This window comes from Paraburkholderia sp. (assembly GCF_035656215.1).
Taxonomy (GTDB): Bacteria; Pseudomonadota; Gammaproteobacteria; order Burkholderiales; family Burkholderiaceae; genus Paraburkholderia.
Genome location: NZ_DASRSY010000456.1, coordinates 1 through 23,279 on the forward strand (window position 1 = coordinate 1; position 23,279 = coordinate 23,279).

Annotated in this window: 23 protein-coding genes and 1 tRNA gene; 17 read left to right on the forward strand and 7 right to left on the reverse strand. The window is 60.7% G+C overall.

The genetic code is table 11. The annotated features are described in order from the left end of the window. Together VFE81_RS26685 and eutC are read left to right on the forward strand one after the other, a co-directional pair. A partial coding sequence (locus tag VFE81_RS26685) for an ethanolamine ammonia-lyase subunit EutB (RefSeq protein ID WP_325047454.1) occupies positions 1 to 1,213 on the forward strand: 1,213 nt, incomplete at its 5' end. Then, positions 1,210 to 1,995 (forward strand): ethanolamine ammonia-lyase subunit EutC, encoded by a 786-nt coding sequence (eutC, locus tag VFE81_RS26690; RefSeq protein WP_325047455.1) that lies wholly within the window; start codon positions 1,210 to 1,212, stop codon positions 1,993 to 1,995. The genes VFE81_RS26685 and eutC, both read left to right, overlap by 4 nt. Positions 1,996 to 2,123: 128 nt before the next feature. Here eutC and VFE81_RS26695 read toward each other — a convergent pair whose 3' ends face one another. Both VFE81_RS26695 and adh read right to left on the reverse strand, forming a co-directional pair. Then, the gene (locus VFE81_RS26695) at positions 2,124 to 2,519 is read right to left on the reverse strand and encodes a DUF779 domain-containing protein (protein ID WP_325047456.1); all 396 of its coding nucleotides are present in this window, start codon (positions 2,517 to 2,519) and stop codon (positions 2,124 to 2,126) included. A 64-nt stretch (positions 2,520 to 2,583) separates the two neighbouring features. Then, positions 2,584 to 4,104, reverse strand: coding sequence for an aldehyde dehydrogenase (adh, locus tag VFE81_RS26700; protein ID WP_325047457.1), 1,521 nt, complete (start codon positions 4,102 to 4,104; stop codon positions 2,584 to 2,586). 326 nt (positions 4,105 to 4,430) lie between these two features. Here adh and VFE81_RS26705 point away from each other — a divergent pair, with 326 nt between their 5' ends. The 5 genes from VFE81_RS26705 to VFE81_RS26725 all read left to right on the forward strand — a co-directional run bounded on the left by VFE81_RS26705 (position 4,431) and on the right by VFE81_RS26725 (position 8,231). Beyond that, the gene (locus tag VFE81_RS26705) at positions 4,431 to 5,474 is read left to right on the forward strand and encodes a helix-turn-helix domain-containing protein (RefSeq protein WP_325047458.1); all 1,044 of its coding nucleotides are present in this window, start codon (positions 4,431 to 4,433) and stop codon (positions 5,472 to 5,474) included. 392 nt (positions 5,475 to 5,866) lie between these two features. Beyond that, positions 5,867 to 6,820: a CsgG/HfaB family protein gene (locus VFE81_RS26710; RefSeq protein WP_325047459.1), complete on the forward strand. Its 954-nt coding sequence runs from the start codon at positions 5,867 to 5,869 to the stop codon at positions 6,818 to 6,820. 3 nt (positions 6,821 to 6,823) lie between these two features. Next, entirely contained in the window at positions 6,824 to 7,183 is a 360-nt protein-coding gene (locus VFE81_RS26715; protein WP_325047460.1) for a hypothetical protein, read from the forward strand. Then, the gene (locus tag VFE81_RS26720; protein ID WP_325047461.1) at positions 7,180 to 7,551 is read left to right on the forward strand and encodes a DUF4810 domain-containing protein; all 372 of its coding nucleotides are present in this window, start codon (positions 7,180 to 7,182) and stop codon (positions 7,549 to 7,551) included. Before VFE81_RS26715 ends, VFE81_RS26720 begins: the two co-directional genes overlap by 4 nt. Next, on the forward strand, positions 7,548 to 8,231 hold the full coding sequence (locus tag VFE81_RS26725) for a DUF799 domain-containing protein (protein WP_325047462.1): 684 nt from the start codon (positions 7,548 to 7,550) through the stop codon (positions 8,229 to 8,231). The genes VFE81_RS26720 and VFE81_RS26725 overlap by 4 nt, the downstream gene beginning before the upstream one ends. Positions 8,232 to 8,311: 80 nt before the next feature. Here VFE81_RS26725 and VFE81_RS26730 read toward each other — a convergent pair whose 3' ends face one another. Continuing rightward, positions 8,312 to 10,651, reverse strand: a complete 2,340-nt coding sequence (locus tag VFE81_RS26730; protein ID WP_325047463.1) for a heavy metal translocating P-type ATPase — start codon at positions 10,649 to 10,651, stop codon at positions 8,312 to 8,314. 80 nt (positions 10,652 to 10,731) lie between these two features. Between VFE81_RS26730 and cadR the strand changes: the two genes are divergently transcribed. The 6 genes from cadR to VFE81_RS26760 all read left to right on the forward strand — a co-directional run bounded on the left by cadR (position 10,732) and on the right by VFE81_RS26760 (position 16,370). Then, positions 10,732 to 11,163: a Cd(II)/Pb(II)-responsive transcriptional regulator gene (gene cadR, locus VFE81_RS26735; protein ID WP_325047464.1), complete on the forward strand. Its 432-nt coding sequence runs from the start codon at positions 10,732 to 10,734 to the stop codon at positions 11,161 to 11,163. Between the two features lie 111 nt (positions 11,164 to 11,274). Beyond that, on the forward strand, positions 11,275 to 11,475 hold the full coding sequence (locus VFE81_RS26740; protein WP_074285771.1) for a hypothetical protein: 201 nt from the start codon (positions 11,275 to 11,277) through the stop codon (positions 11,473 to 11,475). 58 nt (positions 11,476 to 11,533) lie between these two features. Next, positions 11,534 to 12,937 (forward strand): ATP-dependent RNA helicase DbpA, encoded by a 1,404-nt coding sequence (gene dbpA / locus VFE81_RS26745; RefSeq protein WP_325047465.1) that lies wholly within the window; start codon positions 11,534 to 11,536, stop codon positions 12,935 to 12,937. 356 nt (positions 12,938 to 13,293) lie between these two features. Further along, on the forward strand, positions 13,294 to 14,448 hold the full coding sequence (locus VFE81_RS26750) for a pyridoxal phosphate-dependent aminotransferase (protein WP_325047466.1): 1,155 nt from the start codon (positions 13,294 to 13,296) through the stop codon (positions 14,446 to 14,448). A 203-nt stretch (positions 14,449 to 14,651) separates the two neighbouring features. Then, entirely contained in the window at positions 14,652 to 15,446 is a 795-nt protein-coding gene (locus VFE81_RS26755) for an ABC transporter substrate-binding protein (RefSeq protein ID WP_325047467.1), read from the forward strand. Between the two features lie 78 nt (positions 15,447 to 15,524). Next, positions 15,525 to 16,370, forward strand: coding sequence for an AraC family transcriptional regulator (locus tag VFE81_RS26760; RefSeq protein ID WP_325047468.1), 846 nt, complete (start codon positions 15,525 to 15,527; stop codon positions 16,368 to 16,370). Positions 16,371 to 16,398: 28 nt separating this feature from the next. Here the strand turns inward: VFE81_RS26760 and VFE81_RS26765 are convergent, their stop codons facing one another. From VFE81_RS26765 to VFE81_RS26775, 3 genes are all read right to left on the reverse strand, one after another. After that, positions 16,399 to 16,986 (reverse strand): LysE family translocator, encoded by a 588-nt coding sequence (locus tag VFE81_RS26765; protein ID WP_325047469.1) that lies wholly within the window; start codon positions 16,984 to 16,986, stop codon positions 16,399 to 16,401. Between the two features lie 86 nt (positions 16,987 to 17,072). Next, positions 17,073 to 17,819 (reverse strand): UPF0149 family protein, encoded by a 747-nt coding sequence (locus tag VFE81_RS26770; RefSeq protein ID WP_325047470.1) that lies wholly within the window; start codon positions 17,817 to 17,819, stop codon positions 17,073 to 17,075. Positions 17,820 to 17,955: 136 nt separating this feature from the next. Then, positions 17,956 to 18,031: transfer RNA gene (locus tag VFE81_RS26775), tRNA-Lys, on the reverse strand. 203 nt (positions 18,032 to 18,234) lie between these two features. Between VFE81_RS26775 and VFE81_RS26780 the strand changes: the two genes are divergently transcribed. Then, complete coding sequence (locus VFE81_RS26780; RefSeq protein ID WP_097390878.1) at positions 18,235 to 18,639, forward strand: PaaI family thioesterase; 405 nt, start codon at positions 18,235 to 18,237, stop codon at positions 18,637 to 18,639. Positions 18,640 to 18,690: 51 nt separating this feature from the next. Then, a complete protein-coding gene (locus tag VFE81_RS26785) occupies positions 18,691 to 19,566 on the forward strand; it encodes a patatin-like phospholipase family protein (protein WP_325047471.1) in 876 nt (291 codons plus the stop codon). A gap of 11 nt (positions 19,567 to 19,577) precedes the next feature. Here the strand turns inward: VFE81_RS26785 and VFE81_RS26790 are convergent, their stop codons facing one another. Beyond that, on the reverse strand, positions 19,578 to 20,591 hold the full coding sequence (locus VFE81_RS26790) for a D-2-hydroxyacid dehydrogenase family protein (protein ID WP_325047472.1): 1,014 nt from the start codon (positions 20,589 to 20,591) through the stop codon (positions 19,578 to 19,580). Between the two features lie 375 nt (positions 20,592 to 20,966). Between VFE81_RS26790 and VFE81_RS26795 the strand changes: the two genes are divergently transcribed. Both VFE81_RS26795 and VFE81_RS26800 read left to right on the forward strand, forming a co-directional pair. Further along, positions 20,967 to 22,835, forward strand: a complete 1,869-nt coding sequence (locus tag VFE81_RS26795; protein WP_325047473.1) for a phosphoenolpyruvate carboxykinase (GTP) — start codon at positions 20,967 to 20,969, stop codon at positions 22,833 to 22,835. A gap of 342 nt (positions 22,836 to 23,177) precedes the next feature. Further along, a partial coding sequence (locus VFE81_RS26800; RefSeq protein WP_325047474.1) for a LysR family transcriptional regulator occupies positions 23,178 to 23,279 on the forward strand: 102 nt, incomplete at its 3' end.

Here is a 23,279-nt window from a genome sequence, read left to right on the forward strand (position 1 = left end):
CGAAGCGTTGATTCCGTACGAAAGCGACGAGGTCACACGTCTCGTGATCGACGATCATTCGCCGCAAGCGTTCGCCGAGATCTCGCATCTCACGGTCGGCGATTTCCGTAACTGGCTGCTGAGCAGCACGACCGACGCCGATGCGCTCACGCGTATCACCACTGGCCTCACACCGGAGATGGTTGCGGCGGTCTCCAAGCTGATGCGCAATCAGGATCTGATCGCGGCGGCGCGTAAACGTCCGGTGATTACGCGGTTTCGTAATACGGTCGGTTTGCCTGGTCGCATGTCGGTGCGTCTGCAGCCGAATCATCCGACCGACGATGTCAAAGGCATCGCCGCGTCGATGCTCGACGGCCTGATGTATGGCTGCGGCGACGCGATGATTGGCATCAACCCCGCCAGTGACAATCTCGCCGCGATCACCAAGCTGTTGCTGATGATCGATGACTTCCGCCAGCGCTATCAGGTGCCGACGCAATCGTGCGTGCTGACCCACGTTACCAACACGATCGCCGCGATCGAAAAAGGCGCGCCGGTCGATCTGGTGTTTCAGTCGATTGCAGGTACGGAGAAGGCGAACGCGGGTTTCGGCATTTCGCTCGCGCTGTTGCAGGAAGCGTATGAAGCGGGGTTGTCGCTGAAACGCGGCACTGTCGGCAATAACCTGATGTATTTCGAAACCGGGCAGGGCAGCGCATTGTCGGCCGATGCGCATTTCGGCGTCGATCAGCAGACATGCGAAGTGCGCGCCTACGCCGTCGCACGTAAATTCAATCCGTTTCTGGTGAACACGGTGGTCGGTTTCATCGGTCCTGAATACCTGTACGACGGCAAGCAGATCACCCGTGCGGGTCTTGAAGATCATTTCTGCGGCAAGCTGCTTGGCGTGCCGATGGGTTGCGACATCTGCTATACGAATCACGCCGAAGCCGATCAGGATGACATGGACAACCTGCTCACGCTACTCGGCGTGGCGGGCATCAATTTCATCATGGGCATTCCGGGCGCTGACGACGTGATGCTCAACTATCAAAGCACCTCGTTTCACGATGCACTGTATGTGCGCGACGTGCTCGGCCTGCGCCGTGCACCGGAATTCGAAGAGTGGCTGGAGTCGATGCAGATCACCGACGCGCACGGCGCACTGCTAAGTGCGTCGACACAACAACCGCTGCTGGAAGGCGCAAGTGACTGGATGGGCATTGCATGAGCGACTTCCTCGAAAAGAATCCATGGAACGCGCTGCGGCAGTTCACCAATGCGCGCATCGCGTTGGGTCGCGCGGGCAACAGTTTGCCGACGGCACCATTGCTGGCGTTCAACCTGTCGCATGCGCAGGCGCGCGACGCGGTGCATCATCCGCTCGACACGGACGTGCTGCACGAACAACTGCGCGCACAAAGTTTCAGCACACTGGATGTGCATAGTGCCGCGCCTGATCGCGAGCATTATTTGCGACGTCCTGATCTCGGCAGGCGATTAAGCGACGAGAGCCGCGCCGCGCTTGGACAACTCAAGGACGAATCACCCGAAGTGGTCTTCGTCATCGCCGACGGTCTTTCTGCATTCGCTGCGTCGAAGCAATCGATTCCACTACTGCAAGCAGTTTGCGCAAAACTCACAGACTGGAAGATCGGCCCGATAGTCGTCGCGCGTCAGGCCCGCGTCGCACTCGGTGACGAGATCGGCGAATTGCTCAATGCCAAACTGGTTGTGATGCTGATCGGCGAGCGACCAGGTTTGAGTTCGCCCGATAGTCTCGGCATCTACCTGACTTACGCGCCAAAAGTGGGATGCAGCGATGCGCAACGCAACTGCATTTCCAACGTGCGTCCTGAAGGTCTGGACTACGAGTCAGCCGCACACAAGTTGCACTATCTGCTGACGCACGCAAAGCGCCTGGGTCTCACGGGCGTTGGCCTGAAGGACGATAGCGACGCCATGCTGGCGAGTACGCCGACAACTCCCGCGGTCGGTGACGATTCAAACTAGACGCACGCTGCTAGTGAAAGCGCGGGCAAAACTTGCAGTCGGCCGCGATTCAAATTAGCGACGCGGTGCTAACGAGCACGCCTGCAGTCAGCGACAATTCAAACTCAGGCGCGACGTAGAAACGCTATTTAAGCATCCACTCGTTCAACCGGATGCGTTTCCAACCACGCGTTTTCATCGTCCGCGAACAGCCGCGAGCGTGTGAGAAAACGCAAGCCGCTCGGCCGCTCCAAAGAAAACATCCCGCCATTGCCCGGCACCACGTCAATGATCAGCTGCGTGTGCTGCCAGTATTCGAACTGCGATTCACTCATGTAGAACGGCACACCGGCAATCGTGCCGAGTTTCACATCGGATGAGCCGACCATGAACTCATTCTGAGGAAACATCATCGGCGCGCTGCCGTCGCAGCATCCACCGGATTGGTGAAACAGCACAGCCCCGTGTTCGGCGCGTAACGTGTCGATCAAATCGACCGCGGCAGGCGTAGCGATCACGCGGGCCACTTCCTTCTCATCAGCCATCACACGCCCTTGCTGAAAAAGAGCGAGCCGCACAATGCGGCCCGCACGAACAGGGTTTTTGAGCTTAGAAGAAACCGAGCGGCTTATCGCTATAGCTGACGAGCAGGTTCTTGGTCTGCTGATAGTGATCGAGCATCATCTTGTGATTCTCACGGCCGATGCCCGATTGCTTGTAGCCACCGAACGCAGCGTGCGCCGGATACGCGTGATAGCAGTTGGTCCACACACGGCCCGCCTGGATTTGCCGGCCGAAGCGATAGGCGCGCGTACCGTCGCGTGTCCATACCCCGGCGCCCAGACCGTAGAGCGTATCGTTGGCGATTTCGAGTGCCTCGTCTTCGTTCTTGAAGGTCGTCACGGAAACAACCGGCCCGAAGATTTCTTCCTGGAAGATGCGCATCTTGTTGTGGCCGCGGAATACGGTCGGCTTCACATAGTAGCCCTTGCTCAGTTCGCCGCCGAGCGCATTGCGTTCACCGCCGATCAGACATTCGGCGCCTTCCTGCTTGCCGAGGTCGACGTACGAGAGAATCTTTTCCAGTTGTTCCTGCGAGGCTTGTGCGCCGATCATCGTCTTAGTGTCGAGCGGATGGCCTTGTGTGATGGCAGCCACACGCTTCAATGCGCGTTCCATGAAGCGGTCGTAAATCTTTTCGTCGATCAGCACACGCGACGGACACGTGCACACTTCGCCCTGATTCAGCGCGAACATCGTGAAGCCTTCGAGCGCCTTGTCGAAATAGCTGTCGTCCTCGTTCATCACGTCGGCGAAGAAAATATTCGGGCTCTTGCCACCGAGTTCGAGTGTGACGGGAATGATGTTCTGGCTCGCGTACTGCATGATCAGGCGGCCCGTCGTCGTCTCGCCAGTAAAGGCAATCTTCGCGATGCGCTTGCTCGATGCGAGCGGCTTGCCGGCTTCGAGCCCGAAGCCGTTCACCACGTTCAGCACGCCCGGCGGCAGCAAATCATGGATCAGTTCGAGCAATACGAGAATCGAAGCGGGCGTTTGCTCGGCCGGCTTGAGCACGACGCAATTGCCGGCGGCCAATGCAGGCGCGAGCTTCCATACTGCCATCAGGATCGGGAAATTCCACGGAATGATCTGGCCGACCACGCCGAGCGGTTCGTGAAAGTGATACGCGACGGTGTCGTGGTCGATCTCGGAGATCCCACCTTCCTGCGCACGCACGGCGCCGGCGAAATAACGGAAATGATCGATGGCTAGCGGGATATCGGCGGCCATCGTTTCGCGCAGCGGCTTGCCGTTGTCGATCGTTTCAGCCACGGCGATGCGTTGCAAATTCGCTTCCATCCGGTCGGCGATACGGTTCAGGATGTTCGCGCGATCGGCGGCGGACGTCTTGCCCCACGCTGCCTTGGCACGATGCGCGGCGTCGAGCGCGAGTTCGATATCGGCTTCGCGTGAACGCGGGATCGACGTGAACGCCTCACCGGTGATCGGCGACACGTTGTCGAAGTACTCGCCGCCCACGGGTTTTACCCATTCGCCGCCGATGAAATTCGCATACTGCTTTTTGTACGGGAATTCGGTGGTCAGAAACTGCATCTCTGCGTGATTCATCTGTGTGCTCCTCACATGTTTGAATGGGCTATATTCGGCGCGATATTTCGCTTGGCCGCGAGAGGCTAGAGCCAGAACCGTGCCAATGCACTGCGCTGGTGAGTCGCGCACGCGCAGCGGGCACTCTGTGAAGCAAGGTGCGTGGCACTGTTCACCTTGCCGCGAGATGACCGTTTCGTTTCTGACCAGGGTGCGCAGCGATGTTCAGGAATTGAACAGGGCGTGCGCACCTGCCTGTGAAATCAAAGCGAAGTAAGCGAAGAATCCGTTCGGCATGGGAATTGCCTTCCTTTTCCTCTTCGATATTCCGTTTTCGCAAATCCGGTATGACGATTGAATTCCGAAACGACAGCCTGACAGTAGCGACGCACGCACAACAGCCGAGCTTTTGCGTGCAGACCTGCGTCGCCTACGACGCCGACGAGCAGGCGCGCAATCTCCATGGCTGGCACCAGACCTACGACCAACTGACCGCGGGCCGTTTCGTCGGTGGCCTGACGGAGTTGTGCCTCGATCATATGCAGGTGTTCGTCGAAACGACCAGCCACACGCTGCGGCAGACCTGCGAAGTGCAGAAGGATGCCTACTGGTTCGGTATTCCGACTTGTCGTGAAGGTTCGGGACGTATCGATGCGCAGGTGATCGCTGGCGATGCGCTCGCATTTCGTCCGGGCGGGATCGAATTCGAATTGCTGACCTCGGCGGGCTACGAGATTTTCGGCGTGGTGGTGAAGGGTGAAGTGCTGCGCCGTTACGCCGCTGAAGTGGAACGCGTCGGTCTGGCCGATCATCTGCCGAACACGGAAGTCGTATCGATCGGCATGGCGCGCAAAGAGCGCTTGTGCGCATCGCTGCGCCAGCTTCTCGACGACGGTGCGGCGAACGGCGCGCCGCTGTCCTCGTTCGCACGCAACAATCTGCAGGCGTCGGTACTGGCGTCGCTATTCGACGTGGGCGCTTTGCCCGCTGCGGAACAGGTGGCGATGCCTGCGCGTGGGCGCCGTCAATCGATCGTGTCGGAAGCGCGCGAGTATGTGCTGGCCAATCGCGACCGTGCGATCAACGTGCCGGAGTTGTGCGAGCGCTTGCATGTGAGCCGGCGCACGTTGCAATACTGCTTCCAGGACGTGCTGGGGATGGCGCCTGCCACCTATCTGCGCGCGATCCGCCTGAATGGCGCGCGACGCGATCTGTGCAATGCGTCGCACGAAACACGCTCGGTTCAGGACGTCGCGGCGGCGTGGGGCTTCTGGCATTTGAGCCAGTTTGCGACCGACTACCGGAAGCTGTTCGGCATGCGGCCTTCCGATAGCCTGAATGCCGCGAACAACGGCCTTGCGCGAAGCGAAGGCCATTGGTTCGCGCGTTAAACGTGTCGGCACATAACGGCGCGTTGCCGCGAATCGCCTTAGAAAGCGTCATCCGCCGTGTGTTTCTTTAGAAGCCTGATGCAAATCAGTGCGAATCGAAAACCGTTTTCGCTTATTCGGCCTTGGTCTATCCAACATCTCCTTTCTGGGCGCACGATTAACGAAACCTTAAGTTTCGCATTCGCGTGCCGATATTAACGGTGTGCGAAGCGGTATCGAGCGGTTTTCGAATCAGATAGAAACGAAAAAACCTTTGATTGATAAAGACAATTCGCCTCTGACGGAACGCGATTAATCCGCAATGCATAAAGACGAGCAGACTGGAATGCGGCCGCCTGGAGCGCGCGCATCGAAGTCCGCCGGGGCCAACATAACAAAGCAAATCGGGGAAAATGAAGAAACGTACCTTAAGTGCCGTGACGCTCGTCGTGGCGATGACCGGTTGCGCGACGGTATCCGATCAACCGGCCAAGGTTGAAGCAGCGCAGCCGCGTGTCCAGCAGGCCGCCGCTCAAGAGGCGCAAGCCGCGCCCGCGCTGAAGACCTTCAAACGAAAGATCGCGATCGGCCGCTTCTCGAACGAGACGCGCTATGGCCGCACCTTCGTCACCGACTCGAGTCTCGACCCGCTCGGCAAACAGGCGAGCGATATCCTGGCCGCGCGTCTGGTCGAGTCGAAGCAGTTCATGGTGTTCGAGCGTCCGGACCTGAGCAAGATCGCCGCGGAGCAAGGCTTGAACAAGGACGGCAAGATGATCGGCGTCGATACGCTGATCCTCGGTTCGGTGACGGAGTTCGGCCGCGGGACGACCGGCAACGCGGGATTCCTCAGCTCGACCAAGGTGCAGACGGCGCACGCGAAGGTCGAACTTCGTCTTGTCGACGTGAAGACCGGTTACGTGTTCTTCTCCGCGCAGGGCAGTGGCGAGGCGAGCACCGAGTCGGGCGAGATCGCCGGCTTCGGCAGCCGCGCCGACTACGACGGCACGCTCAACGACAAGGCCATCTCCGCCGCGATCTCCGATGTGATCGGCGCGATGATGACCAAGCTCAACGAGCGCCAATGGCGCACCGACATTCTCAAGGTCGACGGTAGCACGGTGTTCATCACCGGCGGTCCGCGCCAGGGCATCCAGCCGGGCGCCACGTTGCGCGTGTACAAACCGGGCGAATCGGTGCAAAGCGGCCAGACCGGCTTCCAGATCGCGTTGCCGGCCACGCCGGTCGCGACCCTGCGCGTGCTCAGTTCGTTCGGCGACAACGAAACCAATGAAGGGTCGGTTGCGCAGGTCACGAGCGGCATGCTTGCCGCGAAGAGCGCGGTCACCTACTACGTCGCGGAGTAAGCCATGCTCATAAGCCAAATGGAGTGCCGTTTCGGCGCGCTGGGAATGTCGTGCACGCTCGCCGTGACGCTGTTGGGCGGCTGTGCGATGCCCCAATCGAAAGTGGAAACCGGCGGCACGCGGCCCACGCTCGCCCTGATCGGCGCGCCTGCCGACGCGACGCTCGTGATCGACGGCACGGTGATCGGCCAGGCCTCCCTATACGACGGCGTGCACCGTGTGCTGACCGTCGAAGAAGGCGCGCACACGGTCGAAGTGAAGCGCAATGAAAGCATTGTGCTCAGCAAGAAGGTCTTCGCGTCGTCCAGAGAGACGATCAAGGTCGATGTAGCAAATGGTGTGAACGGGGAAAAACAACCATGATGAGAGCCTGGATAAAGGGCGGCTGCGCGGCCGCATTGGTGGCATTGGCAAGCGGCTGCGTGCAACAGCCGGTGGGGAAGTACAACTGGGGCGACTACGAGTCGGCGATGTACAGCTACTACCAGACGCCGGCCGACAGCCACGCGTTTGCGGAGAAGCTGCTGGCCGCGATTCAGGCGTCGGAATCGGCGAACAAGAAAGTGCCGCCGGGCATGTACGCCGAGTACGGCGAGCTGCTGTTCGAAGCCGGCGACCACGCGAACGCGACCAAATACTTCGAAAAAGAAAAGGCAACGTGGCCGGAGTCGTCGGTGTTGATGACGAACATGATCCGCCTCGCGTCCACTAACCCGACTCAAAAGCCATGATGCGCATTCATTCCTTACTCCGTACGGCCTGTGCTGCCGTGGTGGTGGTCGCACTGGCCGCTTGCGCGCCGGTCAAGACCGCGCAGAAACACGCTGACTACACCGCGTTCCGCGCTCAGGCGCCGCACTCGATTCTGGTGGTGCCGGTGGTCAACGAAAGCGTCGACGTGACGGCGCCGGACTTCTTCCTGTCGACCATCTCGCGTCCGATTGCCGAGCGCGGCTACTACGTGTTCCCGGTCAATCTGACCAAGAAAGTCATGGCCGACGATGGGCTGTCCGATGCCAACATGGTTCACTCCAGCGATCCGGCCGTGCTCGGCAAGATGTTCGGCGCCGATGCGATCATGTACATCCGCATCAAGCATTGGGAATCGAAATACGTGGTGCTGCAAACCACCACGACTGTCGAGCTTGACTATTCGCTGAAGAGCGGCATCACGGGCGAAGAGTTGTGGAAGAACCATGAGGTGCTGAATTATTCGCCGCAGGTGAATTCGAGCGGCGGCTTGATCGGCGTGTTGATTTCGGCGGCGGTCGCGGCGGCAATCGAAAAGGCGAAGCCGGACTACATTCCGCTCGCACGTCAGGCGAATTTCCGCGCCGTGGGTGTGTACGGCACGGGTTTACCGGCGGGACCGTACGACAAGGCCTATGGCACGGATACAGCGGCATTCTGATGCTCTGGACGTGATGCGATAAAAAAGGGCGACCTGCGGGTCACCCTTTTTTTCACTCCTCGTTGTTCTGCGAATGCGCGCTAGTTGCGCAACAGCCGCAAGCCATTTGCCACCACTAGCAGGCTCGCGCCCACATCGGCGAAGACGGCCATCCACATCGTGCCCAAGCCCATCAGTGCCAGCACGAGGAAAACGCTCTTGATGCCCAGCGCCAGCGTGATGTTCTGCACCAGCACCGAATGCGTCGCCTTCGACAGACGGATGAACTGCGGAATCTTGCGCAGATCGTCATCCATCAACGCGACGTCGGCGGTTTCGATCGCGGTGTCGGTGCCCATCGCGCCCATCGCAAAGCCAATGTCGGCACGCGCCAGCGCGGGGGCGTCGTTGATGCCGTCGCCAACCATGCCCACCGTCGCCCCTTCCTGCGACCACTGCGCCACGGCGTTCAGCTTGTCTTCGGGCAACTGATTGCCGCGCGCTTCGTCGATGCCGACCTGCTGCGCGATCGCCGCAGCCGTGTGCGGGTTGTCGCCGGTAAGCATGGCGGCACGCACCCCGAGGCGCTGCAAATCGGCGATGGCGGCGCGGCTCGTGTCCTTCACCGTATCGGCGACGGCGAACAGCGCAAGCACGCGTTCGGCATCCACCAGCATCACGACGGTTTTGCCTTGCCCTTCGAGCGCATCCAGCCGCGCCTCGAGTGACGTCGAGCAACGGCCGAGCTCTTCGACCAGCCGATGATTGCCGAGCCAAAACGGCGAGCCGTCGATTTCTCCGCGCACGCCGCGTCCCGGCAACGCTTCGAATGCATCGACCGTGGCGTTCGACATGCCTTCGGCTTGAGCGGCGGCCGCAATCGCCATCGACACAGGATGATCCGAGCGACCCGCAAGGCTCGCCGCGATTGTCCTGCAACGAACGACGTCGACATCGGCCAGTATTTCGAACTCGGTTTGCACCGGCTTGCCGTGTGTGATCGTGCCGGTCTTGTCGAGCGCGAGCCAGCTCAGCTTGCGACCCAGCTCGAGGTAGGCGCCGCCTTTGATCAGGATGCCCTTGCGAGCGGCAGCAGCGACGCCGCTGACGATTGTCACCGGCGTCGAGATCACCAACGCACACGGGCACGCGATCACCAGCATCACGAGCGCCTTGTAGACCCATTCGTGCCACTGTCCACCAAAGAGCAGCGGCGGCAACACTGCCACGGCGAGTGCGGCAGCGAACACGATCGGCGTATAGACACGCGCGAACTGATCGACGAAACGCTGCGTCGGCGCTTTGGTGCCCTGCGCTTCTTCGACCGCGTGAATGATGCGCGCGAGCGTCGTATTGCTGGCCGCTGCGGTGACGCGATAGTCGAACGAACCGGCCTGGTTGATCGTGCCGGCGAACACCGCGTCGCCTACGGTCTTGTCGACCGGCAGGCTTTCGCCCGTGATCGGTGCCTGGTCGACGCTCGAGCGGCCCGCGACGATTTCGCCGTCGAGCGCGATCCGCTCACCAGGCTTCACACGCACCACGGCGCCGAGCGCGATCGCCTTGAGGTCAGTGGGCCGCCAGCTACCGTCGGCTTGCTGCACGCTGGCCTGTTCGGGCGTGAGTTGCATCAGCCCCTGGATGGCATTGCGAGCGCGGTCGAGCGACTTCGCTTCGATCAATTCGGCGATCGTGAAGAGCACCATCACCATCGCGGCTTCCGGCCACTGCTGCAGGATCAGCGCGCCGGTTACCGCAATGCTCATCAGGGCATTGATGTTCAGGTTGCCGTTGCGGATTGCAACCCAACCCTTTCTGTACGTCGTGAGGCCGCAGGAGGCGATCGCCAGGATCGCCAGACCCGCTGCCAGCCAGACGGGGGCGCCAAGCCAGCCGGCGGCCTCTGAGCCCACCGCAGCAATGCCGGCGAGCGCCAGCGGCCACCACGGCTTGGGCGGTGCTTCAGGGGCGGCTGCTGCCGTCGCCGGGTTCGCGTCCGCCAGTTCAGGCGTGAAGTCGAGCGAACGGATCGCGGCGAGGATCGAATCGAGGGCGTTCGGTGCGTGGACGACGGTTAGCACGCGCTGCATCAGATTGAAATCCATGCCGCGCACGGACGGCATGCGGCTGAATTTCTTGCGGATCAGCGCTTCTTCGGTCGGACAGTCCATTTGCATGATGCGGATCGCGGTGCGCACGTCACTGCCGACGGCTTCCGATTGCGGGAGCGTGACCGGCGCGGCTGCCGCGTGCGCCGTTTCGCAGCAGCCTGCCTCGGCGTGGCGGTGGGCGTGTGCTTCGTGGTCGTGACCACAGGATTCGCTATGACCGTGACCATCGGCGTTTTCATCGGCATGCTTGTGGGCATGCCCTTCGTGCCCGTGGGCACAGGCTTTGGCCTGTTCCGGACGGTCCGCTTCGGCAAGGTTGGCGTGAGGCATGGGTGGCTTCCTGGTTCGATTTGTGGTCTAGTAAACACCTTGAAGCCACTACAAGGTCAAGGCCGCAATCCGGAGGGACCATGAAAATCGGCGAACTGGCGAAAATCGCCCATTGCACGACCGAAACCATCCGTTTCTACGAAAAAGAGGGCCTGTTGCCCGAAGCGGAGCGCACTGAGGCCAATTACCGCAGCTATTCGACGAGGCACGTTGAACGCCTGCGCTTCATCCGCAATTGCCGTGCACTCGATATGACCCACGACGAAATCCGTGCGTTGCTGCGTCTGACGGACGCACCGGCGGACGGTTGCGGCGGCATCAATGCCCTGATCGACGAGCACATTGCGCACGTCGACACGCGTATCGACGAATTGAAGCAACTGAAAGTGCAACTCACCACGCTGCGCGAGCAATGCCACGGCGAACAGGCCGTTGAAGACTGCGGCATCGTCCAGGGCCTCACCGAAATGGACGTCGGCGCAGCGCGTGCGCGGCATACGCATCTGGGTTGAAGCGTTCCGCCCGTATAGATGACGGCGCTGACCACGGCAGTGACAGCATTCACGGCTGGGCCATTTATCCGGCTCACCCAATAAACAATCGAATCCAGTTGGAGAATCAACGTGTTTACCTGTAGAAACCAGCCCTGCGGCGAGCAGTGGGAAATGTCGGACGTCGTGATCAAGAATGAAGGGCAGGGGCTTCTGTTCCGTTGCCCGATGTGCGGCGCGCGCAATTACGTCGAACGTTTCGACGGGGAAGATGGCTCGGTGCTGTACGAGCAGATCGAAGGTCGTCCCGCAACCGGCCCCATGGCCGATTAGTTCCTGGTCTTCAGTCTCTTCAGCCCCTCCCTTCAGTCGATAGCGAGCCACCATCTCTATGAACAGTCCCACACCAGCCGGCGCGCCGTTTAGCCAGCTACCGCTACCCCCCGCGACGCTCGCCAATCTGACGCAGCTTGGCTATGTCGAGATGACGCCGATTCAGGCCGCGAGTCTGCCAATCGCTTTGGCCGGCAACGATCTGATCGCTCAGGCGAAAACCGGCAGCGGCAAGACCGCGGCGTTTTCGCTGGCGCTGCTCAACCGCCTCGACGTGCGCAACTTCGCCGTGCAGGCGATGGTGCTCTGCCCGACGCGCGAACTCGCCGACCAGGTCACGCAGGAAATCCGCCGTCTGGCGCGTGCCGAAGAAAACATCAAGGTGTTGACGCTGTGCGGCGGCACGCCGATGCGTCCGCAAACCGCCAGCCTCGAACACGGTGCGCACATCGTGGTCGGCACGCCGGGCCGGATCATGGATCACCTCGAGCGTGGCAGCCTGCCGTTGCAGGCGCTCAACACGCTGGTGCTCGACGAAGCCGACCGCATGCTCGACATGGGTTTCTTCGACGATATCGCGACCGTCGTGAAGCAATGTCCGAAAGAGCGGCAAACGTTGCTGTTCTCGGCGACGTACCCTGAAGGCATCGTCAAACTCAGCCAGCAATTCCTGCGTAATCCGAAGGAAGTGAAGCTCGCCGAGCGGCACGACAACACCAAGATTCGTCAGCGCTTCTATGAAGTGACCGAAGACCAGCGTCTGCATGCTGTCGGTCTGTTGCTGAACCACTATCGTCCGGTGAGTACGCTGGCGTTCTGCAACACCAAGCAGCAATGCCGCGATCTGCTCGACGTGCTCCGCGCACAGGGTTTTCATGCGCTCGCGCTGCACGGCGAACTCGATCAGCGTGAACGCGATCAGGTGCTGATCCAGTTCGCGAACCGTAGTTGCTCGGTGCTGGTTGCCACCGACGTCGCCTCGCGCGGTCTGGACATCGCAGAGCTCGAAGCGGTGATCAACGTCGACGTGACGCCGGATCCGGAAGTGCACGTGCACCGCATTGGCCGCACAGGCCGCGCCGATCAGGAAGGCTGGGCGCTCAGTCTTGCCAGCATGAACGAGATGGGCCGCGTGGGCAGTCTCGAACAGGCGCAGAAGCGTGAAGTCGAGTGGCACAAGCTGGCCGATCTCAAGCCGGCAAGCAACGAGCGGCTGCTGCCGCCGATGGAAACGCTGCAGATTCTCGGCGGCCGCAAGGAAAAGATCCGTCCGGGCGATGTGCTCGGCGCGCTGACGGGGGAAGCAGGTTTCGCCGGTTCGCAGATCGGCAAGATCAACGTGACCGAAATGTCGACCTATGTGGCCGTGGAGCGCAGCATCGCGCGCGAGGCAATGCGCAAGCTCAGCGGCGGCAAGGTGAAGGGCAAGAAGGTCAAAGTCCGCATGATGGACGACGCCTGAGATCACTGACTAGTTTGCTTTTGACGGCTGCGACCGCCTGGTCGCAGCCTGGTTGGCCTGCAACACCACTGCGCATTCCAGCTTCGCATCACCGCCGCGCATCACATTACGTCATACCTCGGCTGTTTTCCGCGCTCCCCGCGCGGCTGCCTTTCTCCCGCTAAACGCCCGATTTCATTGCCTTGGCCTGCTCCAGCATGGCATTGCGCGAGCCATGACGTAAACGCATGCCGCGCATGACAAAGTTTCGATTGTGACCGTTCTTTGGCTGATGCCTAATCATCGAACCGGATGGGACCGCCGCGCAGTGGGCAGTCCGCGAATCCGCTGCCGGATGGAGAAAGGGAGATAGCCTTATGCAGAGCGCCATGCAAGCCCGCTCGAAACTGCCTGACGTAGGCACAACGATTTTTACCGTGATCGGTCAACTGGCCGCACAACATGACGCGCTGAACCTGTCGCAAGGTGCGCCGAATTTCGCGCCCGACGCGAAGCTGATCGACGGTGTCGCGCAAGCCATGCGCGCCGGTCATAACCAGTACGCGCCGATGGCCGGCATCGCCGCCTTGCGCGTAGCGCTCGCCGACAAGGTCGAGACGCTGTACGGCGTGCGCTACGACCCGTCGAGCGAAGTCACTGTGATCGCCAGCGCCAGCGAAGGCCTGTATTCGACGATCAGCGCGTTGGTACACCCGGGCGATGAGGTGATCTACTTCGAACCGTCATTCGACAGCTACGGCCCGATTGTTCGCCTGCAAGGCGCAACGCCGATCCCGATCAAGCTGTCGCTGACCGATTTCCGCGTGAACTGGGATGAGGTCGCCGCCGCGATCACGCCGAAGACGCGCATGATCATCATCAACACGCCGCACAATCCGACCGCGACCGTGTTCAGCGAGGCGGATATCGCGCGCCTGAAGGCCGTGACGCGTAACACCGACATCGTGATTCTCGCCGACGAAGTCTACGAACACGTCGTGTTCGACGGTGCCAAACATCAAAGCATGGCGTGCGATTCCGAACTCGCGGAGCGCAGCGTGATCGTGTCGTCGTTCGGCAAGTCGTATCACGTGACCGGTTGGCGCATCGGCTATTGCCTCGCACCCGCCGCGCTAATGGACGAGATTCGCAAAGTCCATCAGTTCATGGTGTTTTCCGCCGATACGCCGATGCAGTACGCGTTTGTCGATGCGTTGGCCAATCGCGAGAGTTATCTCGGCCTGTCCGCGTTCTATCAGAAAAAGCGTGATCTGCTCGCCCATGCGCTGCGCGATTCGCGCTTCGAGTTGTTGCCGAGCGAAGGCAGCTTCTTCATGCTCGCGCGTTTTCGCGGGTTCTCCGAGGAAAGCGATAGCGATTTCGTGCTGCGCCTGATTCGCGATGCGCGCGTCGCGACGATTCCGCTGTCGGCGTTTTATACCGACGGCACGGATTCCGGCTTGATTCGCCTGAGCTTTTCGAAGGACGACGCAACCTTGATCGAAGGCGCGCGGCGTTTGTGCGAAATCTGATTCGCCGGTTGTGCGAGTTTTTCCTGGTGAGCGCATGAAGACCTGACCTGATCGCAGAGGGACGCGATCAGATCAACGGTAGCGCGACCCGGCAGCATTTTTGATCGCAGTATGATCGTCGCGTCGTTACGTCGTACGTCGTCGTTATGTATCGGTGCGCTGCATGCTGCGTTACAACAATATCGAAGGAAAAGGGACCTGTTATGAAGTTGCTCAAGCCTCTATTGGCGCTGGCCTGCGCATTCGCGTCGATTGCCGCATCGTCTGCCGCGATCGCCGCTGAACCCGCGACGCTGCGTTTTGGACTCGAGGCGCAGTATCCGCCGTTCGAATCGAAAGGGCCGAACGGTGAACTGCAAGGTCTCGACATCGACGTCGGCAATGCTGTTTGCGTCGCCGCGCATATGACGTGCAAATGGATTGAAACCTCGTTCGACGGCTTGATTCCCGCGCTGCAGGGTCGTAAGTTCGACGCGATCAATTCGGCGATGAACGCCACCGAACAGCGTCGTCAGGCGATCGATTTCACGACCGTCGTGTATCGCGTGCCGACGCAGTTGATCGCGAAGCGCGACAGCGGATTGCTGCCGACGCCGGCATCGTTGAAGGGCAAACGCGTCGGTGTGTTGCAGGCGTCGATTCAGGAAACCTTTGCAAAGGCGCATTGGGAACCGGCGGGCGTCACCGTCGTGCCGTATCAGGACCAGAACCAGGTTTATACGGATCTCGTCGCGGGTCGACTCGATGCAACGCTCGTTCTCGCGCCGGCGGGACAAACGGGTTTTCTGTCAAAGCCTAGTGGCAAGGACTACGCGTTCGTCGGTCAGCCGGTGCGCGATGACAAGATCCTCGGCAGCGGCATCGCGTACGGGATTCGCAAGGGCGACACCGCGCTGCGTGATCAATTGAACGCGGCGATTGCGAAGGTTCAGGCCGACGGTACGGTGAAGACGCTGGCGGCGAAGTATCTCGGCAATATCGATGTGACGGCGAAGTAACTTATTGATCAGGTTACTGGCCGTGCTCCGCGGGCGCCGCTTTGCGATAGGATAAGGCGCACGACCGAGGAGCACGCGATGAGCGGGACGAATGACTGGAGTGATTCAGCGGTGACGGCTGCGGCGCCGAAGTTCTGGCGTAATGAAGCGTTGCCGTTCATCGAGGCGCGTTCTATCGAAGACGGCCGCGAGGTCTGCTATGCGAAGCACTCGCACGAGACGTTTTCGATCGGCGCCGTTACCGGTGGACATAGCGTGTATGTGAATCGCCACGCGAGTGAATGGATCGGCGCCGGTGCGGTCGTGATGATGAATCCGGACGACGTGCACGCGTGCAATCCGGTCGCCGACGAGCGCTGGTCGTATCGGATGCTGCATGTGGATGTTGATTGGCTCACGGGTCTGCAACACGACCTGGGTTTTAGCGAGAACCACGCGTTTCGCGCTTTCTCGCAGACCATGACGGTGGACCCGGCGCTGTTCGACGGTTTGAACCGTCTTTACTCGGTCCTCGTCGATGACGACAGCGAGCTCATGCGCAAGGAAAGCGCTGCGCTCACTTTCTTCTCCGAAGTACAACAGAAGTTGAATCCGGCGCCCATGCAGGATGATGACGCGAGCGACCAACTCGCGCGGGCCGCGGAATTCATCGCTGAAAATTGCACCCGTCCGCTGAAGCTGGAGGATGTCTGCAAGGCGGCTGAGCTGTCCGCCTCGCACCTGATCCGCGCGTTCAAACAGCGTTATGGCATGACGCCGCATGCGTATCTGATCAATCGGCGCATCCAGTACAGCCGTGCACAACTCCGGCGCGGCCACCCGATAGCAGATGTTGCGCTCGATGCGGGCTTTGCCGATCAGGCGCATTTGCAGCGGACCTTCAAGCGGCTGGTCGCGGCGACGCCGGGGCAGTATCGCAGTTGAATTGCGTAGGTGCGTTCTGCGCACCGCATCACGCTATTAGCAGATACAACGCGCTGGCCGCGAGCAAAGCCGCCATCACACGATTGAAAAACCTCACGCGCTTCGGCTCCTGCAAGTATCGACGCAGGAACGTGCCGGCATACGCCCAGCTGGCAATCGACAGATAGCAGACCACGAAATACACGATGGTGAATTGCCAGACGAGCCGGCCGTCGCCATCTGCTGCGTAAGCGCCCATGCCGGCCAGTGACGCGAGCCATGCTTTGGGATTGAGCCATTGCATCGCTGCGCCGTATGCGAATGATGGCCCTCGAGTGGGTTTGTCCGCGCCGAGCTTGCCGTCATCGACGGCGAGTTTGAAGGCCATGTAAAACAGAAACCCGACGCCGGCCCATTTGACGATGGTGATCAGATTGGGGAAATGCGCGAGCAACTCATGCAGACCCAGACCGATGAGCAACAGCAGCAGCGTGAAACCGACGGTCGCGCCGGTCACATGCCGCATGCTCGCGGTGAATCCATGTTGTGCGCCGGCGCTCAGCGCGACGACATTGACCGGCCCGGGAGAAATCGACGAGGCCAGCGCAAAGGCGGCCATGGAGAGTAAGACGGTCATCTGATGCCTCGATACGTGAGTGCGCAGGATTTGCGACGCTCAACGGTATCGGGCAGCAGGGTGGGGCGTATTGAAGGAAATTGCTTTCAGTGAAGCGTATCTGCAGCGCCGCAGCACTTCTTGAATTTCTTGCCGCTGCCGCAAGGACACGGATCGTTGCGGCCGACTTTAGGTTCGGTGCGCTGGGTTGTGGCGGCGAGCTTTCGCTCACTGACGGCCTGGCGGTGGGGAAGCCAGAAACGATAGATCGCGGCTATGCTGGCGGGAATCTGTTTGGTGAGGGCTTCGTCCTGTTGCGGCGTACCGATCAATTTCTCCTCTTCCCGCGTGAGATCCCGTGCGCCCATCAGACGTATCGGATTCAGCCGTTCCCGGCCCTGCTCGCTGTCGAACAGTGCTTGCCAATCCGCCCGAACGAGCATGAGACCTTGCATGAAGCCCACTGCCCACGCTTCGCCGTCGATGTATTCGCGATTGCTGTCGTCGATTTGGCAGAAGCCAAATACTGGTTCGAACCCATCGGGGTCATTTTCCAGATTGGCAATGATGCCGTTCATGTGCCGCAAAATCAGGCCAAGAATGTGCTGCGCCTGATCCATTGTGTCAAATGCAGGAGCGTCATCCTCGTTGGGACCCCATACGCCCGGCAGCCAGTAGCTGGGCGGTACGGTAGTCGGCCCGATCGCCATCGCGGTCAGATAACCGTCGAGTCCCTCGATCGTCAGCGTCTCGTCCGAGGTCAGGGCGGAAATCAGAAACTCATCGAGTTCGTCGAACTCTTTTTCTGAGAGCGGGGTGGCCAGATTGGCGGGGTCGAGTTTTGATTTGGACATGGGAGGCTCCGGCGCTTCGAATCGTAGATCCCGATCGATGGCATGTCGGGGAATGCGGAGTCGGCTTGCTCATACGGCACCGGCGCCGCAAAGCAAAAAGCCCAGTCGCAAGGACCGGGCTTTTTTACTGAATCTTTGGTGGGGCGTGACAGATTCGAACTGTCGACCTACGGATTAAGAGTCCGCTGCTCTACCAGCTGAGCTAACGCCCCCAACAGAAGCGAAATTATGCCGAAACTTTCCGAGATTGCCAACCCCCTTTAACAGATTTCTTAAAAAATCCGAGGAGGGAGGCGACCCAATGCCCGCGCTGCCTGCCGTCAGGCGCCGGAAAGGCGCGCGGCTCACCGTCCCGGTATCATGTCGCGGACACCTGCCGCGCGAAGCGTCGCGCGGCTTTCGACCGGGGACCGCCATGGATGACAAAGAAATTATCGAGCTACTCGACCGCATCCTCGCGCCTTGGGTCCGCGCGCTCACGCTGACCCCAGTCAAGGTCGACGAAGAGAGTGCGACTTTGCGCCTGCCGTTTTCCGGCGGGCTGCGCCACTCGGGCGGCGTGATCTGCGGACAGGTCTTTATGGCGGCCGCCGACACGGCAATGATCGTCGCGATTTCGGCCGCGCTCGGCGGCTTCAAGCCGATGAGCACGGTGTCGCTCAACATCAGTTTCATGCGCGCGGTCCGCAACGGCGACGTGCTGATCACCGCGCGCGTGCTGCGCATGGGCCGCAATCTCGTGTTCGGCGAAGTCGAATTATTCGACGAAGCCGGCAACATGGCCGTCCATGCCACCACGACCTACGCGCTGCTCGACTGAAACCCGAGCCTGAAGCTGGCCCGCAGGCCGCAATAGAGGAAAAAGCCCAAGATGTTCGATCAGGTCGTATTCGCCGGCGGCGGCAATCGCTGCTGGTGGCAGGCGGGATTCTGGGACGTGGCGCAGCCGGCGCTAAATATCCGGCCGCGCGTCATCACCAGCATTTCGGCCGGCGCCGCCACCGCGTGCATGCTCTACACGCGCGATTCCGACTGGGTCATGCGTTATTACGAAGAAGCACTGCGCCACAACACCCGTAACGCGTACTGGGGCAATCTGCTGCGCGGCGAATCGGTGTTTCCGCATTACCGGATCTACCGGAAGGCGCTGCTCGACATCTACGGTGACAAGTTCTCGACGCTCGCCGACGCGCCCGAAATCCGCATCGGCGTATCGCACCTGCCGCGCTGGCTTGGCGCGCGAAGCGCCGTCGCCGCGGGCCTGATTGCGTACAACATCGAGAAATACGTGCGCAAGACGCTGCATCCCACGCTTGGTCAAACGCTCGGTTTTCATCCGGAATTCGTGCGCGCGCAGGATTGCGCGACGGTTGAGGATCTCGCGGATCTGATTCTGCAATCGTCGAGTACGCCGCCGTTCACGCCGGTTTTGCGGCGCAATGGCCGACCGGTGCTGGACGGCGGAATGGTCGACAACGTGCCGGTCGGCGCGCTCGACGCGGATGCACCCGGCAACGTGCTGGTGATGGTCACGCGTCTTTATCCGCGGCCGCAGATGTTCGTCGTGCCGCACGGCGTGCAGCAACGGCTCTATGTGCAGCCGTCGCGCAAGGTGCCGATTTCGAGTTGGGATTACACGAGCCCGTCGCAGATGGTGCACGCGTACAACCTCGGCCGCGCCGATGGCGAGGTCTTTCTGGAACGCATGCCTGATCTGCTGGAAGCCGGCGCGCACGAAGCGCGCTGAGGTGATGGTGATTACCGCCGCCGCCCGCCCTGCAACGCTTCCGGATTCGCCACGCTGGAGCTATCGCCAGCGTCGAAAGCCAGGATGTTCTGGAATGCCGCGGTGAAATACAACTCGTAGCTCTCGCGCTCCACGTAGCCGATGTGCGGCGTGCAGATCACATTCTCCATGCGCAGCAGGCTGTAGCCTTGCAGAATCGGCTCGCTCTCGTAGACATCGATCGCGACCATCCCCGGGCGGTTGTGCGACAGCGCGTTGACCAGGGCGTTTTCGTCTAGCAGTTCGGCCCGGCTCGTGTTCACGAGCAAGGCGGTCGGCTTCATCCGCATCAGGTCTTCCTGCTTGACGATGCCGCGCGTATCGTCATGCAGACGCAGGTGCAACGACAACACGTCGCTCTGCTCGAACAGCGCCTCGCGGCTCTCGGCCACGCCATAGCCGTCCGCCCGTGCAGCTTCGCGCGAATGCTCGCGGCCCCAGATCAGCACGTTCATGCCGAACGCCTTGCCGTATCCGGCAAGCAGCCGTCCGATCTTGCCGTAACCCCAGATTCCCAGCGTCTGACCGCGCAACACCTGGCCCAAACCGAAGTTCGGCGGCAGTGCAGACGTCTTCAAACCGGACTGTTGCCAGGCCCCTTGCTTAAGGTTTGCTACGTATTGCGGAATCCGCCGCTGAGCCGCCATGATGAGGGCCCAGGTCAATTCGGCCGGTGCGGTCGGCGAGCCGCTGCCTTCCAGCACGGCGATGCCGCGCTCGGTACAGGCGGGCAGATCGATATGGCTGGAGACTTTGCCGGTCTGACTGATCATGCGCAAATGCGGCAACTTGTCTAGCAGTTGCGAGCTGATGCGGGTGCGTTCGCGAATCAGGACGAGAGCGTCGACTTCGGAAAGACGGCTCGCCAGTTGCCCGAGACCGCGGACAGTGTTGTTGAAAACCTTGACCTCATGGTCGGCCAGCAGGTGAAAGCAATCAAGCTTGCGGACAGCGTCCTGGTAATCGTCGAGGATGGCAATCTTCATGGTATGTGTCTTGCGACGCACCATAGCGGTGCGGAACGGAGTGTTATGCTGACTGTCCCACCATGTGACCCAGGTCACATGCCGGTATGACTGAATGCCTTAACGTAGAAGCTGCCGCATAGAACGGCAGCGCCACTGCAAGGCCGATTGACATCGTTTTTAACAGTTTGTTGCGTGTTGAGGCAAGCCGCTTTACAGACGGTTGCAGACGACCGCTGCGGATGCCTCCGCGCAACACGCTGTGTGGCCCGTGATGACCTGCACAATTGTGCGTCGGCTTGTAGGAATGTCGTCGCGATGAATTGAACGCCTCTCGCATGCAGCGTCGCCGGGCTTGTACCGTTTTTCTATTGCTTTCAAAACGGAGACAGGTCGATGAATCATCCCTCATTCGAAGGACAGCCCTCCATCGAGGCGTCTGCAGGAGCGCCGGCGTGGGTCAAAAACCGGAAACTGGTCGACTGGGTCCAGCGCGTGGCCGCCATGACCAAGCCCGATCGGATCGTCTGGTGCGACGGCTCACAGGAGGAGTACGACCGCCTATGCGCTCAGATGGTCGACGCCGGCACCCTCAAGAAACTCAATCCCGCCAAACGTCCAAATTCTTATCTGGCATGGTCAGATCCGTCGGACGTGGCGCGTGTCGAAGACCGCACGTTTATCTGCTCAAAGCGCCGTGAAGATGCCGGCCCGACCAACAACTGGATCGAACCGGCTGAGATGCGCTCGAAGCTCGACGGCCTGTTCGATGGCGCCATGCGTGGCCGCACTATGTACGTGGTGCCATTCTCGATGGGGCCGCTCGGTTCGCCGATCGCGCACATCGGCGTCGAGTTGAGCGACAGCCCGTACGTGGTGACTAACATGCGCATCATGACGCGCATGGGTCGCAAGGTGTACGAGGTACTGGGCGAAGACGGTGAATTCGTGCCGTGCGTGCATTCGGTCGGCGCGCCGCTCGCGGCCGGCGCGAAAGACGTGCCGTGGCCGTGCAACGACACCAAATACATTGTCCATTTCCCCGAATCGCGCGAAATCTGGAGCTATGGCTCGGGATACGGCGGCAATGCGTTGCTCGGCAAAAAGTGCTTCGCGCTACGCATCGCCTCCACCATGGGTCGCGACGAAGGCTGGCTCGCCGAGCACATGCTGGTTCTCGGCGTGACGTCGCCGCAAGGGCACAAGCATCACGTCGCGGCGGCGTTTCCGTCGGCTTGCGGCAAGACCAACTTCGCGATGCTGATTCCACCGGAAGGCCTGAACGGCTGGAAAATCTCCACGATCGGCGACGATATTGCGTGGATCAAGCCGGGTAAGGACGGCCGTCTGTACGCGATCAACCCGGAAGCGGGCTATTTCGGCGTCGCGCCGGGCACGAGCGAAAAGACCAACTTCAACGCGATGGCTACGTTGAATGAAAACGTCATCTTCACGAACGTCGCGCTGACGGACGACGGCGACGTCTGGTGGGAGGGCATGACCGACGCACCGCCCGCGCATCTGATCGACTGGCAGGGCAAGGACTGGACGCCGGAGATCGCGAAGGAGAGTGGGCGCAAGGCCGCGCACCCGAACGCGCGCTTCACGGCGCCGGCTTCGCAATGTCCTTCGATCGATGCCGACTGGGAGAACCCGGCGGGCGTCGCGATCGACGCGTTCATTTTCGGTGGCCGCCGTTCGACCACCGTGCCGCTCGTCACAGAAGCGCGCAACTGGGTCGAAGGCGTCTACATGGCCGCGACCATGGGCTCGGAAACGACGGCGGCGGCCGCGGGGCAGCAGGGCGTCGTGCGCCGTGACCCGTTCGCGATGCTGCCGTTCTGCGGCTACAACATGAGCGACTACTTCGGGCACTGGCTGAACACCGGCGAACGTCTCGAGAAACTGAACGCGAAGCTGCCGAAAATCTTCTGCGTCAACTGGTTCCGTAAGGGCGCGGACGGCAAGTTCGTCTGGCCGGGCTTCGGCGAGAATATGCGCGTGTTGAGCTGGATGGTCGGGCGTATCGAAGGCCGGGCGCAAGGTGAAGAACACGCGTTCGGCGTGTCGCCGCACTACGAAGACATCGACTGGAGTGGCCTGAATTTCAGCCGCGAGCAATTCCAGCAGGTGATTTCCGTCGACGATGCGGCATGGCGCGACGAACTCGCGCTGCATGCCGAGTTGTTTGACACATTGCAGCAAGGTCTGCCGCCGGCTTTGAAACAGACCAAACTCGCGCTCGAAGGAAAACTCGCTGCCTGATTAGGTGAGTGTTCACTTCGCATGAAAGCCGCCTTCGGGCGGTTTTTTCGTTCCCGGCCCCACTCCGCGCTGCGATTTTCTCTGGTTTCGCAATGCCGGCAGACCTTTGCATCTGTTCGAACAAAAAAGACAGTGCAAGCTGCGGTGCAGCAGATTGTTGCTTTAGTCGGAACAATCTACGTACGTGCCCCACACTGGGGAGCACAGTGACACAAATATCGACAATATTTCGGCTTTCGCGGGCAACTTCTGCACGATTTCGCGAGTCGTAGGAGAATTCCAAGTTCGCTTCACTGGTTTTCACTAATTGTCAGGAAGCTGTAACACGGCAGGAGTTGTCCTATGGATCATTTGCAGTCGATGCGAGTTTTCGTCAAAGTGGCGGATCTCGGCAGTTTTGCCCGCGCTGCGAGCGCGATGGATATTTCCAACGCAGTTGCCACC

Excerpts from the sequence above, each read along its gene's own strand:
- VFE81_RS26750 (WP_325047466.1), top strand. The coding sequence starts at position 13,294 with ATGCAGAGCGCCATGCAAGCCCGCTCGAAACTGCCTGACGTAGGCACA.
- eutC (WP_325047455.1), top strand. The coding sequence starts at position 1,210 with ATGAGCGACTTCCTCGAAAAGAATCCATGGAACGCGCTGCGGCAGTTC.
- cadR (WP_325047464.1), top strand. The coding sequence starts at position 10,732 with ATGAAAATCGGCGAACTGGCGAAAATCGCCCATTGCACGACCGAAACC.
- VFE81_RS26730 (WP_325047463.1), bottom strand. The coding sequence starts at position 10,651 with ATGCCTCACGCCAACCTTGCCGAAGCGGACCGTCCGGAACAGGCCAAA.
- VFE81_RS26695 (WP_325047456.1), bottom strand. The coding sequence starts at position 2,519 with ATGGCTGATGAGAAGGAAGTGGCCCGCGTGATCGCTACGCCTGCCGCG.
- VFE81_RS26795 (WP_325047473.1), top strand. The coding sequence starts at position 20,967 with ATGAATCATCCCTCATTCGAAGGACAGCCCTCCATCGAGGCGTCTGCA.
- VFE81_RS26785 (WP_325047471.1), top strand. The coding sequence starts at position 18,691 with ATGTTCGATCAGGTCGTATTCGCCGGCGGCGGCAATCGCTGCTGGTGG.
- adh (WP_325047457.1), bottom strand. The coding sequence starts at position 4,104 with ATGAATCACGCAGAGATGCAGTTTCTGACCACCGAATTCCCGTACAAA.
- VFE81_RS26790 (WP_325047472.1), bottom strand. The coding sequence starts at position 20,591 with ATGAAGATTGCCATCCTCGACGATTACCAGGACGCTGTCCGCAAGCTT.
- VFE81_RS26725 (WP_325047462.1), top strand. The coding sequence starts at position 7,548 with ATGATGCGCATTCATTCCTTACTCCGTACGGCCTGTGCTGCCGTGGTG.
- VFE81_RS26720 (WP_325047461.1), top strand. The coding sequence starts at position 7,180 with ATGATGAGAGCCTGGATAAAGGGCGGCTGCGCGGCCGCATTGGTGGCA.
- VFE81_RS26765 (WP_325047469.1), bottom strand. The coding sequence starts at position 16,986 with ATGACCGTCTTACTCTCCATGGCCGCCTTTGCGCTGGCCTCGTCGATT.
- VFE81_RS26715 (WP_325047460.1), top strand. The coding sequence starts at position 6,824 with ATGCTCATAAGCCAAATGGAGTGCCGTTTCGGCGCGCTGGGAATGTCG.
- VFE81_RS26780 (WP_097390878.1), top strand. The coding sequence starts at position 18,235 with ATGGATGACAAAGAAATTATCGAGCTACTCGACCGCATCCTCGCGCCT.
- VFE81_RS26755 (WP_325047467.1), top strand. The coding sequence starts at position 14,652 with ATGAAGTTGCTCAAGCCTCTATTGGCGCTGGCCTGCGCATTCGCGTCG.
- VFE81_RS26760 (WP_325047468.1), top strand. The coding sequence starts at position 15,525 with ATGAGCGGGACGAATGACTGGAGTGATTCAGCGGTGACGGCTGCGGCG.
- VFE81_RS26705 (WP_325047458.1), top strand. The coding sequence starts at position 4,431 with ATGACGATTGAATTCCGAAACGACAGCCTGACAGTAGCGACGCACGCA.
- VFE81_RS26770 (WP_325047470.1), bottom strand. The coding sequence starts at position 17,819 with ATGTCCAAATCAAAACTCGACCCCGCCAATCTGGCCACCCCGCTCTCA.
- dbpA (WP_325047465.1), top strand. The coding sequence starts at position 11,534 with ATGAACAGTCCCACACCAGCCGGCGCGCCGTTTAGCCAGCTACCGCTA.
- VFE81_RS26710 (WP_325047459.1), top strand. The coding sequence starts at position 5,867 with ATGAAGAAACGTACCTTAAGTGCCGTGACGCTCGTCGTGGCGATGACC.